Source organism: Citrobacter sp. TBCS-15 (genome assembly GCF_005280815.1).
In the GTDB taxonomy this organism is placed as follows: Bacteria; Pseudomonadota; Gammaproteobacteria; order Enterobacterales; family Enterobacteriaceae; genus Citrobacter; species Citrobacter werkmanii.
This window is the reverse complement of sequence record NZ_SZWK01000292.1, coordinates 39811-56405: the sequence shown is the minus strand read 5'-3', so window position 1 is coordinate 56405 and position 16595 is coordinate 39811. Positions and strand designations below refer to the sequence as shown.

18 protein-coding genes are annotated in these 16595 nt (G+C 51.1%); 9 read left to right on the top strand and 9 right to left on the bottom strand.

Features of this window, described 5'->3' with window-relative positions; all coding sequences use genetic code 11:
* Positions 1 to 4 precede the first annotated feature (4 nt).
* The 5 genes from FDW96_RS17930 to flgB are packed head-to-tail and all read right to left on the bottom strand — an operon-like array spanning position 5 to position 3631.
* A complete protein-coding gene (locus FDW96_RS17930; protein ID WP_042310418.1) occupies positions 5 to 742 on the bottom strand; it encodes a flagellar basal body rod protein FlgF in 738 nt (245 codons plus the stop codon).
* Between the two features lie 9 nt (positions 743 to 751).
* Entirely contained in the window at positions 752 to 1954 is a 1203-nt protein-coding gene (gene flgE / locus FDW96_RS17925) for a flagellar hook protein FlgE (RefSeq protein WP_137349256.1), read from the bottom strand.
* 26 nt (positions 1955 to 1980) lie between these two features.
* Entirely contained in the window at positions 1981 to 2850 is an 870-nt protein-coding gene (locus FDW96_RS17920) for a flagellar hook capping FlgD N-terminal domain-containing protein (protein WP_137366071.1), read from the bottom strand.
* Entirely contained in the window at positions 2850 to 3281 is a 432-nt protein-coding gene (gene flgC / locus FDW96_RS17915) for a flagellar basal body rod protein FlgC (RefSeq protein ID WP_006685942.1), read from the bottom strand. The genes FDW96_RS17920 and flgC overlap by 1 nt, the downstream gene beginning before the upstream one ends.
* A gap of 2 nt (positions 3282 to 3283) precedes the next feature.
* On the bottom strand, positions 3284 to 3631 hold the full coding sequence (flgB, locus tag FDW96_RS17910) for a flagellar biosynthesis protein FlgB (protein ID WP_042310529.1): 348 nt from the start codon (positions 3629 to 3631) through the stop codon (positions 3284 to 3286).
* A gap of 82 nt (positions 3632 to 3713) precedes the next feature.
* Between flgB and flgA the strand changes: the two genes are divergently transcribed.
* From flgA to FDW96_RS17865, 9 genes are all read left to right on the top strand, one after another.
* Positions 3714 to 4484, top strand: a complete 771-nt coding sequence (gene flgA, locus FDW96_RS17905) for a flagellar basal body P-ring formation chaperone FlgA (protein WP_373562173.1) — start codon at positions 3714 to 3716, stop codon at positions 4482 to 4484.
* Positions 4485 to 4580: 96 nt separating this feature from the next.
* A complete protein-coding gene (flgM, locus tag FDW96_RS17900; RefSeq protein WP_137366070.1) occupies positions 4581 to 4868 on the top strand; it encodes a flagellar biosynthesis anti-sigma factor FlgM in 288 nt (95 codons plus the stop codon).
* A gap of 12 nt (positions 4869 to 4880) precedes the next feature.
* The gene (gene flgN, locus FDW96_RS17895) at positions 4881 to 5309 is read left to right on the top strand and encodes a flagellar protein FlgN (RefSeq protein ID WP_137366069.1); all 429 of its coding nucleotides are present in this window, start codon (positions 4881 to 4883) and stop codon (positions 5307 to 5309) included.
* 135 nt (positions 5310 to 5444) lie between these two features.
* A complete protein-coding gene (locus tag FDW96_RS17890; protein WP_137366068.1) occupies positions 5445 to 6389 on the top strand; it encodes a lysine-N-methylase in 945 nt (314 codons plus the stop codon).
* 56 nt (positions 6390 to 6445) lie between these two features.
* Positions 6446 to 9007: a glycosyltransferase family 2 protein gene (locus FDW96_RS17885; protein ID WP_137366067.1), complete on the top strand. Its 2562-nt coding sequence runs from the start codon at positions 6446 to 6448 to the stop codon at positions 9005 to 9007.
* A gap of 31 nt (positions 9008 to 9038) precedes the next feature.
* Entirely contained in the window at positions 9039 to 10115 is a 1077-nt protein-coding gene (locus FDW96_RS17880) for a glycosyltransferase (protein WP_170974729.1), read from the top strand.
* The gene (locus tag FDW96_RS17875) at positions 10112 to 11227 is read left to right on the top strand and encodes a DegT/DnrJ/EryC1/StrS aminotransferase family protein (protein WP_137366065.1); all 1116 of its coding nucleotides are present in this window, start codon (positions 10112 to 10114) and stop codon (positions 11225 to 11227) included. Before FDW96_RS17880 ends, FDW96_RS17875 begins: the two co-directional genes overlap by 4 nt.
* Positions 11224 to 12492 carry an ATP-grasp domain-containing protein gene (locus FDW96_RS17870; RefSeq protein ID WP_137366064.1) on the top strand — a complete coding sequence of 423 codons (1269 nt, stop codon included), beginning with the start codon at positions 11224 to 11226 and terminating at the stop codon, positions 12490 to 12492. The genes FDW96_RS17875 and FDW96_RS17870 overlap by 4 nt, the downstream gene beginning before the upstream one ends.
* Position 12493: 1 nt before the next feature.
* Positions 12494 to 13696: a sulfatase-like hydrolase/transferase gene (locus FDW96_RS17865; RefSeq protein WP_137366063.1), complete on the top strand. Its 1203-nt coding sequence runs from the start codon at positions 12494 to 12496 to the stop codon at positions 13694 to 13696.
* A 17-nt stretch (positions 13697 to 13713) separates the two neighbouring features.
* On the opposite strand, the gene FDW96_RS17860 is transcribed toward FDW96_RS17865, so the two are convergent.
* From FDW96_RS17860 to fliH, 4 genes are read right to left on the bottom strand one after another with little or no spacing between them, the layout of a single operon-like run.
* Positions 13714 to 14109 (bottom strand): adenylyltransferase/cytidyltransferase family protein, encoded by a 396-nt coding sequence (locus FDW96_RS17860; protein ID WP_137366062.1) that lies wholly within the window; start codon positions 14107 to 14109, stop codon positions 13714 to 13716.
* Positions 14106 to 14549, bottom strand: a complete 444-nt coding sequence (gene fliJ, locus FDW96_RS17855; protein ID WP_042310438.1) for a flagellar export protein FliJ — start codon at positions 14547 to 14549, stop codon at positions 14106 to 14108. The genes FDW96_RS17860 and fliJ overlap by 4 nt, the downstream gene beginning before the upstream one ends.
* A gap of 2 nt (positions 14550 to 14551) precedes the next feature.
* Complete coding sequence (gene fliI / locus FDW96_RS17850; protein ID WP_137366061.1) at positions 14552 to 15892, bottom strand: flagellar protein export ATPase FliI; 1341 nt, start codon at positions 15890 to 15892, stop codon at positions 14552 to 14554.
* A complete protein-coding gene (gene fliH / locus FDW96_RS17845; RefSeq protein ID WP_061383093.1) occupies positions 15885 to 16595 on the bottom strand; it encodes a flagellar assembly protein FliH in 711 nt (236 codons plus the stop codon). Before fliH ends, fliI begins: the two co-directional genes overlap by 8 nt.

The following is a 16595-nucleotide window of genomic DNA, read 5'->3' as shown; positions in this document are numbered from 1 at the left end:
CGACTCAGGAGCCGCGTAGCAGTCTGTTGCCTGAGTCGCTGAGATCTTCAGCCGTTTTCATCATCTTGATTTGCGCTTCGAACTGACGGTTCATCGCAATGGACGACATCATTTCGCTCACCGCAGACACGTTACTGCCTTCCAGAAAGCCGCCGCTCACTTTGATGTTCTCATCGCGCTGTGCCGGTACGCCGTCCGCCGTCACCAGCATCCCCTCGCTATTTTTCGCCAGGTTGGCGACCGGAATATCCACCAGCTTCAGGCGATCGATATCCATCGTGGCAGTGACATCGCCATCGTCAGGTGTGACGGAGAGCGTGCCGTCGCTGCCGAAAGAGGCAATCGCGTTTGGCGGTAAAATAATCGGGCCGTTATCCCCGAGCACCACGTTACCGTCGATGGTCAGTTGCCCCTGATCGTCCTGCTGAATATTGCCGTTACGGGTGTAGACCTCGTTTCCCGCTTTATCCTGCACGGCGATATAGCCGGATCCCTGAATAGCAACATCAAGTGGACGTTCGGTTTTTTCCGCCACGCCGGTGCTGTCATTGACGCCGCTGGGACTTTCCTTCGCCATAAAACGCGTGTCGAAGCCACCGCCCTTCACTTTGTCATTGCTCGCCATCGCCATATCCGCACGAAAACCATTGGTGTTGACGTTGGCAAGGTTATTGGCGCTAATCTGCTGCTCCAGTAGCGTCTGGGTGGCGCCGCTCAACGCGGTATAAATCAACCGATCCATTTCTTAGCCTTACATCGCCTGGAAGAGAGCCTGATCCAGCTGCGTACTGGTGGAAATCACCTTGGTGTTCGCCTGGTAGTTACGCTGGGCGGTCATGAGATTGACCAGCTCGTTGGTGATATCCACGTTGGAGCTTTCGAGCATGCCGGAGGAGAGCGTGCCGCAAGAGCCGGAGCCTGGCGTGCCAATCAGCGGCGTACCGGATTCGCCCGTCTGCACCCAGGCAGTGCCGCTGACCGCTTCCAGCCCGTTCTCATCCGGGAACGTCGCCAGCACCACCTGCCCTTGCAGCATGCGTTCGCCGTTGCTGTAGGTGGCGTAAACTTTACCGTCGTCATCAACCTGCACGCCGTTTTGCGTCGCGGAGGCATAACCAGTCGCGGAGTTGGTGGTGACCGAGAAATCAGAGCCGTACTGAGTACAGTCGGAGTAGTCAATGGTCATTGAAATCGGTGCGGCTTCATCAGTAGTGAACGTGATGGTTTGCGGCGTTGTTGGCGATGTCAGCTTGCCGGTATTCGGATCGAAGGTCAGCGTGGTCGGCGGTACGCCACTTTGCGCTTCGCCATCAAAGGTGTACTGCACTTCCCATGTGTTATCCCCGGTTTTAGTAAAGTACTGGCTAACCGAGTGCTCATTACCCAGCGAGTCATACACGGTGGTGGTGTAGCTGTCGGTGTAGGTATCGCTGTTATTCGCGTCAAACGGTACGCTGGCGCGATCGATCGCTTCATCGCTGGCGTCAAAGTTTGCCGTGAAGGTCATGCTGTCCGTGGCCTGCGCCGGGATGTTGCCGGTTTTAATCTGGATATCCGTAACGGTACCGGTTTGCAGCGTACCGCTGTCATCAACCGGATAACCCTGCAGGTAATCGCCGGAGGCATTAACGATATAGCCGTTTTTGTCCGTCACGAAGGAACCGGCGCGGGTATAGGAGATGTTCCCGGCGCTGTCGCACATAACAAAAAAACCATCATCATTGATAGCCAAATCCAGCGCATTACCGGTTGAAACCATTGAGCCGCCGGTGGAGATGCTTTGTGCCGAACCCGCCACGCTCACGCCCATCGCCTGCGTTCCGGCATACATGGCGGAGAACTGAGTGGTCATCGATTTATATCCGACCGTACCGGAGTTCGCGATGTTGTTACTGATGCCATCAAGCTGTTCGTTGACGGCGTTCAGGCCCGTCGCTGCAATTTCATAACTCATTGTTTCTTCCTGTAATGTAAACTAAATCAGAGCACCGTATTGCTGTCGGTGTTATCGCTGCCGTCGTTAGTATCTGGCGGCGTGGTGTCATCAGTGCTATCCGGTACACCAAACTGGGTGATCATGGTGAATGGCACTTCGCCAACGCCGTCAACGTTGAGCACCGGCGTGCTGCCATCGAGCGGAATACGCACATCTTCCACCTTGCCCGTCACCTCAATCGGCACTTCCTCTTCCCCGGTATTGGTCACCACGGATACGCTGTAATCGCCCGGCGGGATGCCGTAATCCGCAGGATTGATGTCGAAGTCCACCTGGCCGGGTCCGACGGAGGTTTCACCTTCCGGGATCAGCGACACGGTGTAGTCATCACCCGCTTCATCGGTAAAGTGCAAATCCACATCGGTACAGCTGTCATCCAGCGTGACGCGCCCCTGAATCTCCTTGCTGTTATCTTCGATATCCAGCGAGGTGGTTTGCACCATGATGTCGTCGCCGACCATATTCCCCAGCGCCATCACCTGAATGTTGCTCATCAGCACGGCGTTGGTGTTGGCCTGGACGCTCATCTCTTCCATCATGGCGACCTGCGCCATTGAGGAGAGCTGATCGATATAGGCCGTAGGATCGGTGGGATCGGTTGGATCCTGATTTTCGATTTCAGCCACAAACAGCGTCAAAAAGGTGTCGACCGCCGAGGTTTCGGTGGACGTTGTCGTTGTTGGGGTGCTGCTGGTGTCGCTGGTATCCGTCGTTGACGACGTCGTAGAAGAACTACTGTCTCCCAGATTGGTGCTTTGCGCCGTTGCGCCGACGTTATTTTCAGCAACGGCCGTCGTCTTCTCCTGAGAAGAAGCCAGCGCCTGAGATTGGGCATACAGAGCCAGGGTATTCATTACACTTCTCCCAGTTTGAGTAAGCTTTGCTGCATACTTTTGACGTTATTCAGCACATCAACGTCGGTTTCAAAATCACGTGACGCGGACATCATGTCAGCCATTTGCTCGACCACGTTGACGTCCGGGTACCAGACAAAACCATTCTGGTCCGCCATTGGGTGATGCGGCTCATAACGTTTCACCGCCCCGCCGCTTTGCATGACGTCCTGTACCTGTACGCTGGCACCATCAATGGCGTGACGGTTATGTCCACCTATCAGGCTATTGTTGTAAACCGCGGCAAAAACCGGGCTGCGCGCCTTATAGGCCTGCGCCTCGCTGCTGGCAGGAGATTCCGCATTCGCCATGTTGCTGGCGACGGTATTCAGACGGATGGTTTGAGCCGTCATCGCCGAGCCGGAAATCTGGTAAATATCAGTAAACGACATGGTTATTTTCCTTCAATGGCCTCTTTGATACCGCTAAGTTGCAGGTTCAAAAAGGTCAGACTGCTTTGATAATCCATACTATTTTGTGAAAACCGGGCCTGCTCGGTATTCAGCTCTACGGTATTGCCATCCTCTGAAGGCTGCATCGGCACCCGGTACTTCACGTCCACCTCGGGTGGAACATTTGTGCGACTTGCCCGTTGCATCTCAGCGGCAAAATCAATATCTTTGGCTTTGAAATTTGGTGTATCGACGTTTGCCAGATTCGCAGTCAGTAGCTCGGTCCTCTCAAGACGTAACTTCACTGCCAGCGGATGTACACCCAATGCCTGCTGAAAACTGATTCCCATTTCTTGCATCACTCCTGCGTAGATATCGCTGTTATTAGCAATATGTATGCCAACTTTTAAGTGATTGATGAGAAATGACTTTATGAAAACACCTCCCCACAGAAGGAAGCCTTCTTTCCGCTTTGCCGTGGAAATGATGCTGGCTATATGCTGTGTCTTACCCGTACATGCCGCCGTCCACCCCATTCAGCACAGCGCCCGGGAACAGATCAACGCGCGGGTTCTCGATGCCGCCAGTCATGAAATTGACGCGCTGGCGCGCAAACAGCAGTGGCAGGACTATCGCTACACGTTCAATATCTATATCCCCTCAGCCGTGAGCACCAGCGCGCTATGCGCGTCGACGCCACAGATCACCTCCAGTACCTCCCCGGAGATGGCCTTGTCACGAATGAACTTTGTGGTGACCTGCCCGGGCAATGCGGGCTGGAAATATGACGTTGCAGTGCGCCCCGACGTGTCGGTGCCGGTAGTGATGCCAAAGTCGTTGATTGCCCGAGATACGGTGATTACGACCGACGACCTGCAGCTTAAAAAATTCAATATCAGCAACCAGCGTGAAGGGTTGATGACAAATATGGACGAAGCAATTGGTCTCACCAGCAAGCGCGCCCTGCAACCGGGTAAGCCGATTACCCGTAGCGAGCTGGTTCAGCCTGTATTGGTTAAACGGGACCAGCCGGTAATGATCGTCTCCCATACGGCCGGGATTACCGCCTCGATGCCGGGCGTGGCATTGAAAAATGGTCGTAAAGGGGATGTGATAAAAGTTCGCAACAGCAGCAGCCAGCGGATCATTAGCGGGATGGTGGACGATACCGGCGTGGTCACTACGCTCACTGCTGAGCAGTGAAGGGATTTTTTGTGGTGGGATTAAAGTTTTCCTCTATTGCCGTCGCTTTTAGCCAATAACGGATAACCAACCCAACGAAATATGTACGAGGTTGCTATGAAAATTACCCCAACTCTGCCAGGCAATCGTCCTGCATCGACAACCGAACAGGCGCGTGCAGACAAGAGCAGCGCGCAGACCACAACCTCCAGCGTCGCGACGCTTTCTGCCGATGATATTACTCAGGCGGGATTGCAAACGGCGCAGCAAACGCTGAACAACGATACGCAAAGTGACGTTGATTACGACAAAGTGGCGCAAATGCAGGCCATGCTGGCCTCAGGCGATTTGCAGGTTGATACCGATCAACTGGCTGGGGACATGCTCAGCTTTTTCCAGAAATAAGAGGCTACAACAGTGAGTACCAGGTTACAGCAGGTGAAAACTCTGCTTCAGGGCATCCGCGAGGACGGGACGCGATATGACGCGCTCAGACACCAGTTGGAACAACAACGTCTGTGTATGATCCGTCGCGACAGCGACGAGCTGCTGGCTGTCAATGAACTTATTCAACAGCATTATGAGCAGTTGCAAAACAGCAGCCAACAGCGCCGCTCGATCCTGCAACTGCTGGGCGTAAGCGTCAATCGTGCAGGGATAGAGCAGGTCTTTAGCTGGTTGCCGGGCGTGCAGAAAACTGCCGCAGAGGGCTGGTGGCAAAGCCTTGAGCAAAAAGCGAAACGCTGCAAGTTGTACAACGAAAAAAATGGCGATCTGCTGATCCGTCAGTATGAGTTTATTCAGGCTTTTTTAGGCACTGAGCCAGATTTTATTTACCAGCGCTAAAACTTCCTTCCCTGACGCGGAAACCGACTTTCCGCGCCTCGCCTAACCAATTGATATAAATACAATTAAAATTCAGGCATGGATATTGCAATGTTATAGCCAGATTTTGAACATTGGGATTACTGAGAACAAATTATGAGTATGATTGATTGTTATGAACCCGACTTTGTCCGGTTGTTTTTATCCCACCACCCGGATTCCGCTTTACTGGTCAACATGCGCTGGAAAACGGAAGTTCGTCAGAGTCTGAACTTAACCGATCCGGCCAGCTGCCAGGCTGCATTAGGCGATCCCAATGCCTTTGTCCTGCATACGTCAAAATGCGTAGCTGACCTGGACAGCCCGGCGTTATCCGCACGCGATCAGGTCTTGAATCAATCCGCTCTGAATACCATCACCCTTCCAGGTTTGTCGCCGGAACTGCGCCTGTATGCGCTGGGCATCATGCTCTCTTTTTCCGAGAAATGCCCAGGCGACAGCGACCCTACGCTTGAGAAGCTGGCCTCGCTACCACAAGTGCTGGCTGAACATGCAGAAAGTGGAAAACTGCAGGAGCAATTCGCACAACTGCCCAGCCTGCCCCAGTTGCAGCGGGAAATGATCACCCAAATGGGCAACTGTGATTTCAATTGGGAGCTGTTGCCGGAAAGTGCGCGTAAGCTGACCTTGCCCCTGCAGGTCAGCCTGCTGATGCTGCAGGATGCCAACAGTGAAGCCTTGCTCCAGCAGCAGTTGCAGGAGCAGTGGTTAATGACATGGGATCGCTATTTCGCGCAGGAGAGCTGGATTTTCAGTAACTACCTGATTTATCGCTTGTATCACGACACTTTCCCGCAACACGACGATGAAAGCCCGCTCCAGCGTTTCTACTGGCTGGTCGCCGATGTCTTTATGATTCGCACACTCTTTTGCCTGTGGACAATGGACGATTCCACATTAAGCCACGACGAAATTTATGCCCTTTTCGCGCTGTTTGAAGCCTGGCGTAATAGCGAGAATGCCAACTCGCTGCGCCAGCATATTCTGAACATACTACCCGGAGACCCTCTGCTCTCGGCGTTTTCCCTGATTACACGTTAGTGCCTGTTGACCGGGTGAATGCCCGGTCCTTTTTCGAATCACGAATACACATCACTATGCCTGAAACCTCTAAAGCTCGTTCCGCCCTGACCGGCATTGTCAAAACGCTGGATACTGGCCGTGAAAAGCCATTTGTCAGCGTTGTCACTCCCACGTGGAACCGCGCCGCTTTCTTACCCTATTTACTGTACATGTACCGGTATCAGGATTACCCAGCCGACCGCCGGGAGCTGGTGATCCTCGATGATTCCCCGCAAAGCCATCAGTCGATCATCGACAGGCTGACGCAAAACCACCCTGAGAAATTTAATATTCGCTATATCTATCACCCGGAAAAGCTCGACCTGGGCAGAAAACGCAATATGCTCAATGAGCTGGCGTTAGGTGAATATATTTTGTGTATGGATGATGATGATTATTATCCATCAGATAAAATCTCTTACACCATTGAGATGATGCAGCGCCACCGGGCGTTGATTTCGGGTTCCGATCAGATCCCCATCTGGTATAGCCATATCAACCGCTTGTTTAAAAGCCGCAGCTTTGGCCCGCAAAACATTCTCAACGGCACCTTTTGCTACCATCGCAATTATTTGAAAAAGCACCGTTACGATGATGAATGTAACTTAGGCGAAGAAGAAGGATTCACCAATCAATTCACGGTGAATCCACTACAATTGCCGGGCGAGCGCACCATTATTTGTATCTCGCATAGCCAAAATACGTTCGATAAAGACTTTGTATTGGGAAGCAGCGAGCCGCAGGAAACCTCGCTGGCACAGGCGGTTACCGACCCGATGCTAAAAAACTGGTATCAAAGTCTGCATAACGCCACGCATCATCAGCCGATCCACTGGGATTACATTGATCAGGTGGTGATCGTGAATCTGGATTCTCGTCCGGATCGTTTAGCGCACATCCAGCAAGAGCTGACGTTTCTTAATTTCCCTGCGGAAAAGGTTACCCGGCTGGCCGCATCAGTAGCAACCAATGGCCAGATTGGTCGCCGTCAATCCCATATGCAGGCGCTACAGCTGGCGCAGCGTAAGGGCTGGAAAAACTACCTGTTATTTGAAGATGACAGCGTGATCCTCAAACAGGAAAAGCATATTCGTGTACTTAACTCGCTCCTGAGCGCGTTACCTAATTTTCCGTGGGAAGTGGTTATCCTCGGCGGAGAAATTAAACAAGGCAGTGAACTGAAAAGCCTGCAGGGTATGATCCATGCCCGCGACTGCAATAAGGTTTGCGCCTATCTGGTAAACAGCCGCTATTACCCGACGCTGGCTCAGCAAATGGAGCATGACCTCTCAGACACCCTCGAAGAGCAATGGCAGCCGCTGCTACGTGAAGGAAAATGGCTATCGTGTTATCCGAGCATTTGTTATCAACGCGCGGGATATAGCGATATCGAGAAGAAAGAAACCGATAACATCGGCTACTACTTCAATAAAATTAATAAAAAACCCGAGACCGTCAACGCGCTGGTAAGCAACTCGCTACCTTCGACTTCCACTCATCTCGATGCCATTGGCTTCTATATGGAAACGTCGCTACATTACGCGGTGTACCGCCCCATTATTCGCGCGCTGCAGGCGATGGGCCATACTTGCTCGTTGTTGGTAAGTGACAAAATACACAAGTCGTTTCTGGATGAAATGACGGCAACGATTAAAACCATTAACGACCCCGCGCTGGGCGGAACACGCCTTTCTACGGTCATTGAGCAACGCCAGCGTTTCAAATGCCTGGTCAGCCCTTACTATACGCCGTTGTTAAACGGACTGGCGGATACCCATGTGCGTGCCATGTATGGCCTGGCGAAAGAAGAGTGGAACCATGCCTGGTGGAACGCTTTTTATCATCGCATCCTGTGCTACAGCCACTATAGCCAGCACGCGCTTGATATTGGCGGCAGTGCAAAAGTGGTCGGCAATCCGCGCTTCGATGAATGGCACAACCACACTTTTGATAACACGTTGCCAAACAGCCTGAAGCTCAATGCGAAAAAACAGACCATACTGTATGCCCCGACTTATGGCACGCTAAGCTCGCTGCCCCATTGGGCAGAACAGCTCAGTCGGTTAAGCCATGAATATAATATCGTCACTAAATTGCATCATGGCACCCGGCACAGACCGGAAGAAGCCGCCTCTCTGGCGCTGGCGCAGCGCTATTTAAAGAACAGACTTGACGACCCACAGCATCTGCTGGCGCTTATTGCGCAGGCGGATTACGTCCTGACGGACAGCAGCGGCTTTATTTTTGACGCCATTCATATGAATAAACGCGTCATTTTACTGAGCTGGCCTGAGATGGCCTCGTTGCTGGATGGCCAACAAAGTTTCTCAACCCCTGACAGTGCCGATCAACGTATCCGCGACGTTCTCCCGGTGGCACAGGATATACAGAGCTTGCGCCACGCACTCTCTTGCGAGTTTGACTGGGCTGCGCTGGAAGCGCCATTGGCTGAGATTCGCCACCACTATTGCGATGCGTTTATGGATGGTCAGGCGGGGAAACGGGCGGCGCAGGAGATCGTAAAGCTCATCGATGCCTCGCCGCAGCAGCAAAACAATACGCTGCGGCTTAGTTTGCAACAGAAGCTATTTAGTTGATAACAAAATAATTTTCTCCAGAGATTACGCTATGCCAACGCCTTTAGTGAGTATTATCGTTACCAGTTATAATCACGATGCTTTTCTTGAAGAGGCGCTGGATAGCGTCTTTAACCAGACGTGGAAAAATACCGAAGTCATTATCGTCGATGATGCCTCAACCGATCGGTCCGTTGAGATCATTAAAAAATACCAGCAGAAATATAATTGCAAAACGATACTGCGGGAGACCAACTATTATTCGCAGAAGGATAAAACCGGCGACAAACCGATCATTGAAGCCATGAACATGGCCACGGGAAAATATATTGCCGTGGTTGACTCAGACGATCTCATTGTTCCCACTAAAATCTCTCACCAGGTTAATGTGTTAGAGAAAAACCCGCACTGCGTAATGTGCTATAGCGCCATTCAGGTCATCATGCCTGACGGCTCGCGTTTTCCTTACAGCGATCTCTTTCTTAATGGTGACGTTTTTCATCATCTGCTGGTTTCCGGAAATCTTAGCCTTTATATCGGATCGTTAATCCGCCGCGAGGCGTATCTGAAGATAGAGCGTTCCGATCCAGAACTGGTCCAGGAAGACTGGGATATGTTTCTGAAACTTTCCCGCCAGGGTCATTTTATTTCAACGCAGCGTTTAGTGGCCTACTACCGTCGACATGAAAATAACACCTGGTACAGAAAAGATAACAGCAAATTAATGTACCGAAACAGGATGATGATCCTGAATCAATGGAAACATGAAGACGCCTGGGTAGAAGCGATGAACAGTCGCTGGAAACAGTATGCCCACCCCGATCATACGCTGGTCAAGGAAGATATTGACGAACTGTTAGTTAAACATCCAACTGACCCTTTGCTCCATTTTCAGGGCTTTATCGCGGCGATCCACACTAAAGATGTTAATAAGGCACAATATCATATCGTGCAAGCCATCATCTATTGTGACATTCGTCTGGAGATATTACCGCAATTATATTACGCGGCATTAAAGAGCATTAATGACAATAAGATAAGAAGCACGATCCTCTCCAGCTTAAAAAGCAGACTGCCCGATCAATACCAACAAATCAGCGCAAAATTCTCTCAGGATCTTCAGCAATGAAACAAGCAGAACCAAACCTTATCACCGTCACCAAACCCTTCCTGCCTCCGCTGGAAGAGTTTATGCCTTATCTGCAAGAGATCTGGTCAAGTAAGCAATTAACAAATAACGGCGCCATGCATCAACTGCTGGAGGAGAAGTTAGCCTCTTATTTAAACGTTCCCTATATCTCGCTGTTTTGTAATGCCACCATCGCCTTAATCGCCGCGATGCAAACGCTGCGAATTAAGGGCGAGGTCATTACTACACCCTATTCTTTTGTCGCCACTACGCACAGTATTCTCTGGAACCAGTTAACGCCGGTATTTGTTGATATTGATCCGCACAGCTTTAACATCAACCCACACCTGATTGAATCTGCGATTACCGGCAAAACGGGATTGATCATGCCGGTACATGTCTACGGGCAAACCTGCGACACCGCTGAAATTGAAAAAATATCCAATAATTACGGTATTCCTGTTATTTACGATGCGGCGCATGCCTTTGCTGTAGAAGATTGTGGCGGAAGCATTCTACGCCATGGCGATCTTTCCGTACTGAGCTTCCATGCCACCAAAGTGTTCAACACCTTTGAAGGCGGCGCTATCGTTAGCTACGATAAAAAAACCAAACAACGAATCGATTATCTGAAGAACTTTGGTATTGCTGACGAGTTAACCGTTGTGGCACCTGGCATCAATGGAAAAATGAATGAGGTCCAGTCCGCTTTTGGTCTCTTGCAATTACAGTATGTGGATGAGGCGATAGCAAAACGCCAACAAATCGATAAATGTTACCGTGAGCAGTTAGCCAATACGCAAGGCATTTTCATTCCGGCAGGCAACGCGAATCACAAGAGTAACTACAGTTACTTCCCAATCCTCGTGCGTCCTGATTATAAAATGTCGCGAGATGGGTTATACGATCATCTCAAAAGCCATAACATTCTAACACGGCGGTATTTCTACCCCCTGCTGTCTAATCTCAATATGTACAAAAACATGTCTGGCGCCAATAAAGAGACCCTGCCTGTGGCAAACCAAATCGCCGAACAGGTGCTGTGCCTGCCGATTTATCCAGATATGACATCCGCTGAACTCAGCACCATTATCGAGCTGATAACCGCATGATCAATATCCTTATCTTCCCGGCGGGAACTGAGATTGGGCGTGAGATTTACCTGTCTCTGCGCAACGAAAAAAACATTAATCTGGTTCTTGCTGGTGCCGACTACGATAGCCATGCCCGACATTACGCTTGCGAATATCATGTCGTGCCGGATGTTACGCATCAGGATGGGTTACCTGTCTTACAGGCATTACTTGTACAAGAAAGTATTGATTATATTTTTCCGGCTCATGATGACGCCCTTCTTTTTCTGTCTGAAAACCGGGAGGCGCTTTCCGCTACGGTACTCTGCCCATCACGGGAAACATGCCGCATCACGCGGTTTAAAAGTAAAACCTACCAGGCGCTTAAAGGTGCGGTCCCTCTGCCAGCCGTATTCAATGATCCCAGCGAGGTCGCGCAGTGGCCCGTATTTGTCAAACCCGACCGCGGGCAAGGTGCGCAGGGAGCTTTGCGGGTTGATTCCCCAGACAGGCTGGCATCGCTCCTCGCACAGAGAAATGATCTGATCATATGTGAATACTTAAACGGTGAAGAGTTCACCGTGGACTGTTTTTCCGATCGCGCGCAGGGGTTATTGTTTTGCCAACCGCGCGTACGCTCGCGGATACGCGCCGGTATTGCGATGACTTCCGCGTTAGTCAGCCTGCCAGAAGTTGAAACTTACGCACGTGCGATATCACAGCGATTACAGTTATACGGCGCATGGTTTTTTCAGTTGAAGCGTTCTGCCTCGGGTGCGCTGACATTACTGGAAGTTGCTCCACGTATTGCTGGAACAATGGCGCTCAACCGCGCCAATGGCATCAATTTCGCCATGCTGACATTGTACGAAAGTATGCGCGTTAACGTCTCGCTGCGCCCGCTCGCTGAAAACCTGCAAATTACCCGCAGCTTAGCCAATCACTATACGCATGATTTTACCTACCGGCATGTGTACATCGACTACGATGATACGGTAGTGCTAAAAGATAAACTCTGCGTGCCTGTCTTCACCTTTCTCTGCCAGTGTCTGAATCGCGGGATAAAAATTCATCTTCTCACGCGTCATGCTGGTGATATTCACGCTGAACTGGGGCAACGGCGGATTAACGCTTTATTTGACACCGTCACCCACTTGGGTAAACACGATAAAAAAAGTGATTATATTCACGAACCCGACGCCATATTTATCGATGACAGTTTTCGTGAAAGGCAGGAAGTTTCCTCTGTCACCGCCATCCCCGTCTTCGACATCAGCATGCTCGAACTATTAATATGTGAATAACATGAAAAAAAACATTATATTTTTGCATCTTGAAAGTCTTAACCACACGATCTTTAATAATCGGCAGTGGTTTCCTTTTACTAATAAAATCTATAATCAGTCGCTGCGATTTAATAATTTTATCTCGAGTGCAACCTCCTCACTGATGGCGTTAAGCGACCTCTTACATGGGGATGACAATACGTTAGAGCATAATACTCATCTTGAGGAAAACATCTCCATCCATCGCCACTGCCCGGCGCTTTTCGATGTTTTAAAGCAGCACGGATACACCACTGCAGGCATGGGTTACCCAAAAAACTGGGCAAATGTCGATGCTATCTGGAGTGCAACGGATACCTTTAACTGGTATGACACGTCGAAAATAATGCTGGCAGAAATGCAGCAGGTCGTTTCCCAGCCGGAACCCTTTGCGCTCTACTTATGGAATCTCAGTAGCCATCTTTGTTATTACGACGACATTAAAAAAGGTGGCGCTAACAGCCTCGAACGCTGGCAACGTGGTTACCAAAGCATGGATTTTATGGTCGGACAGACCATTAAAATGCTGCTGGAAGCCAAAAAACTCGATAATACAATTATCGTCGCCTTTGGCGATCATGGTGATGACTTTTGGGGACATGGCTTTAATGGCGGCTATACCCATGGTATTGAACCGTATACATCATTAGTACACACCCCGGCGTTTATTTTTTGCCCTGGAATGAAATCGGCTGATTTAAATCATATGGTTAGCATGGTCGATATCTATAATACGGCACTAACCCTCCTTGATATTGCTGAGGCGAAAAAGAGTGAAAGCCACGCTTTCGCCTTAACGCCACAACGCCGTTTTTGTTATAGCCGTAATTTATTTGCCCGGCAGAAAAGTCAACACGGCGGGAGTCCGCTCAGGAAAGGCTATGCCATCACTTCCGAGCACTTTCATTTAATGAAAGTTGATGATCAACTGAAGATGTTTTTATGGAAGGCTGACCCGGCAAATCATTTTGATATCTTACCGTTAGTCAAATATAAAAATTCAGGGGAAGCATACCTTGATCTCGAGAAAGCGCACAGACAACGCACTGGCGGGATCCATCCGCATATGCAACATTTTTTCTCAGCCGAAATGGTACCGCTTATTGCGCAACATATACATGACATGAAAACACAGCTGGATGTCTGGATTAAAAATAAAAGTGAGGTGCTCCCGGCAAAATAACCGAATCCACTGAAACCTCACTTGTATCCTTTCACCACCTCAATAATCGAGGTGGTGGATATCGATGGTGTTCTTGGGAAATAGATCACTTCGCACAGGTACGACAAACTATCAAAGCGTCCTGCCCAGTCATCGCCCATCACCAGCGTATCGGCGTTAAACTGGCGAATATAATCCGCTTTTTTCTCCAGCGACTCTTCGAGAAACACACTGTCCACGCATTTCAGCCCGGCAACAATCCCCATACGATCGCTTTGGCTGTAAACCGGCATCCGGCCTTTTTTCTGCATATTTAGCGCATCGGAAGAGATACCGACAATCAGTCGCTCACCCAACTGCCTGGCGCGTTCAAGAATACGCAGATGTCCAATATGAAAAACATCAAATGTGCCGAAAGTAATGATCGTTTTCATACCAGTCCCAGCGTCTTCTGTCTTAGCCAGCATTGCGCGGCTATTTCATCTACGGCTTTTTGCTCTTTTACCTGCGCCTCATTGCTCAGCGCGTAACGCTTATCTGCCAACGTCATGGCAACAATTTTCTCTTCGCAGGCCGCGGCAACCAGATTTTTTTGAATACGCTGCTCTTTGATTTTAGCCAGCGTTTTTTCCTGTTCTTGCCAGGCAATTACCGTGCGCAGCGTACCTTTGTAACCCGTGACGTTTTTAAGTGATTCAACGGAAGGGGTGTCAACGCCGGTGCCGGTTTTTTGAATAAGGTAGCCCAGCGCTTTTATGTTATTGTCAAAACCGGTACAGACCTGCTGCTGTTTAGCCAGTTGGACCGTCATGTCTTTTACTGATTTATCCCGCAGGCGCTGCAATTGCGCCAGGGTATCAATAATTTGCCGCATGATTATTTACCTTCCGTTTTCTTTGCCTGGGGGAAAAGGGCCTGTAAGCGACTTTGCACCAGCTCAAGTGAGGCGGGTTCACTCACCTCCTGACGCAGAAAACGCTCGATAGCGGGGAACACTTTGACGGCTTTATCAACGCTGGGGTCGGCTCCGGCAACATAGCCTCCCAACGGGATCAGCGGCTTAATTTCCATATAGGTGGCGTAGTTTTGTTTCAGCAGACGGGCTGACTGTTGGTGTTCGTTGGGCGTAACCTGCGTCATGCATCGACTGATCGACTGCCCAATATCGATGGCTGGATAATGCCCGGCTTCCGCCAGCTTACGGGTCAGAACGATATGCCCATCCAGCACCGCGCGCGCGCAGTCAACGATCGGATCCTGCTGATCGTCCCCCTCCGCCAGCACCGTGTAAATGGCGGTCATTGAACCTTCGCTTTCGCTGTTGCCCGCGCTTTCCACAAGCTTTGGGATCATGCCGAACGCCGATGGCGGATAGCCTTTCGTCGCCGGAGGTTCCCCTAATGACAACGCAATCTCACGCTGCGCCATGGCATAACGGGTTAACGAATCCACCAGCAGTAAAACGTGATGCCCGCGATCGCGAAACCAGGCCGCGATAGAGTGGCACAGCTCGGTGGCTTTCAAACGCATCAACGGCGACTCATCCGCCGGAGCCGCGACGACGATAGATTTTGCCAACCCTTCCGCGCCCAGTGAATGATCGATAAACTCTTTCACCTCGCGGCCACGCTCACCAATTAACCCCACCACCACAATGTCGGCCTTGGTCTGGCGGGTGATCATCCCCAACAGCACGCTTTTTCCCACGCCGCTGCCGGCCATTAATCCCACGCGCTGGCCTTTACCGATAGTGAGCAGACCGTTGATTGCTTTTACGCCAACATCCAGCGGTTGGTTTACCGACCGACGCGTGAGGGGGTTGATAGACGGCGCCTGAGGTGGCAGCACGTCATTGCCGGTCAGACGACCTTTGGCATCCAGCGGTTCGCCCAGGCCATTGACCACCCGCCCCAGCCAGCTTTCGCTAATCAGGATCTCCTGGGCTTTTTCTTCGGGGAATACGCGCGCCCCCGCCATCAGTCCGACGGGGTGTTTGAAGGGCATCAGGTAGGTGATATCACGATTAAATCCCACCGCCTGCGCGTCAATCAGCGTATGGTTGGCGCTTTCAACGCGGCACAATTGGCCCGTTACCAACGGGCAGCCCACGCTCTCCAGCAAAATGCCGTTCACGCGCACCAGTCGCCCGGCAACCCGGGCTAAAGGAATCGACTCAATGGAACGCAGCGCGTTGTCGAAGCTGGAAAGGTCACTCACCCGTCGACTCCGGCAGCAGCGACTCTTTGAGCGCCGACATACATTGCTCGAGTCGATGCTCGCAGCCAATATCCAGCTCGGATTTATCGGTAATCACCCGGCACTCGCCCGCCTGCAGATCGGGAGATGGCGTCAGTCCCCATGCGGTGACCTTCTCAGGCGCGACATCTTTGATACGGTTAAATTCTTCGTTACTCAGCAGCACCTGTAGCGACTCAGGCATCGCCGGAAAGGCCGAAATAGCCTCTTCGACCAGCGATAATAGCTGCGTCGGTTGCAGCGCAAGCTCGCAACGAATCACCTGGCGGGTAACCTTTTCAACCAGCTGCAGCAGGTCTTCCCGCTGTTTACGCTGGATGTGCGCGAGATAGTCATTCACTTTGCCGGAGATAGCTTCCAGCGGCTGGGCGGCTCGTTCAAACTGCTTGCGCCCTTCTTGCTGTCCGGCCAGGCTGCCTTCAGTGTATCCCTGACGACGACCTTCATCGTGCCCCTTCTGATGCCCCTCCTGAAAACCCTGCTCCTGGCCTTCGGTCATCCCCTGCTCAAAACCTTTTTGCAGCCCTTCCTGGAAGCCATCCATCAGTTGGCGCTGATAATCCGCTGGGGTAATACCCGGCGTGAGCTGTTCAGCCTGGAGATGGCGCTGGCGAGGAGGAAAACGATGCAGCCGGTAACGACCACGAATGGTTTCAATCGCCAT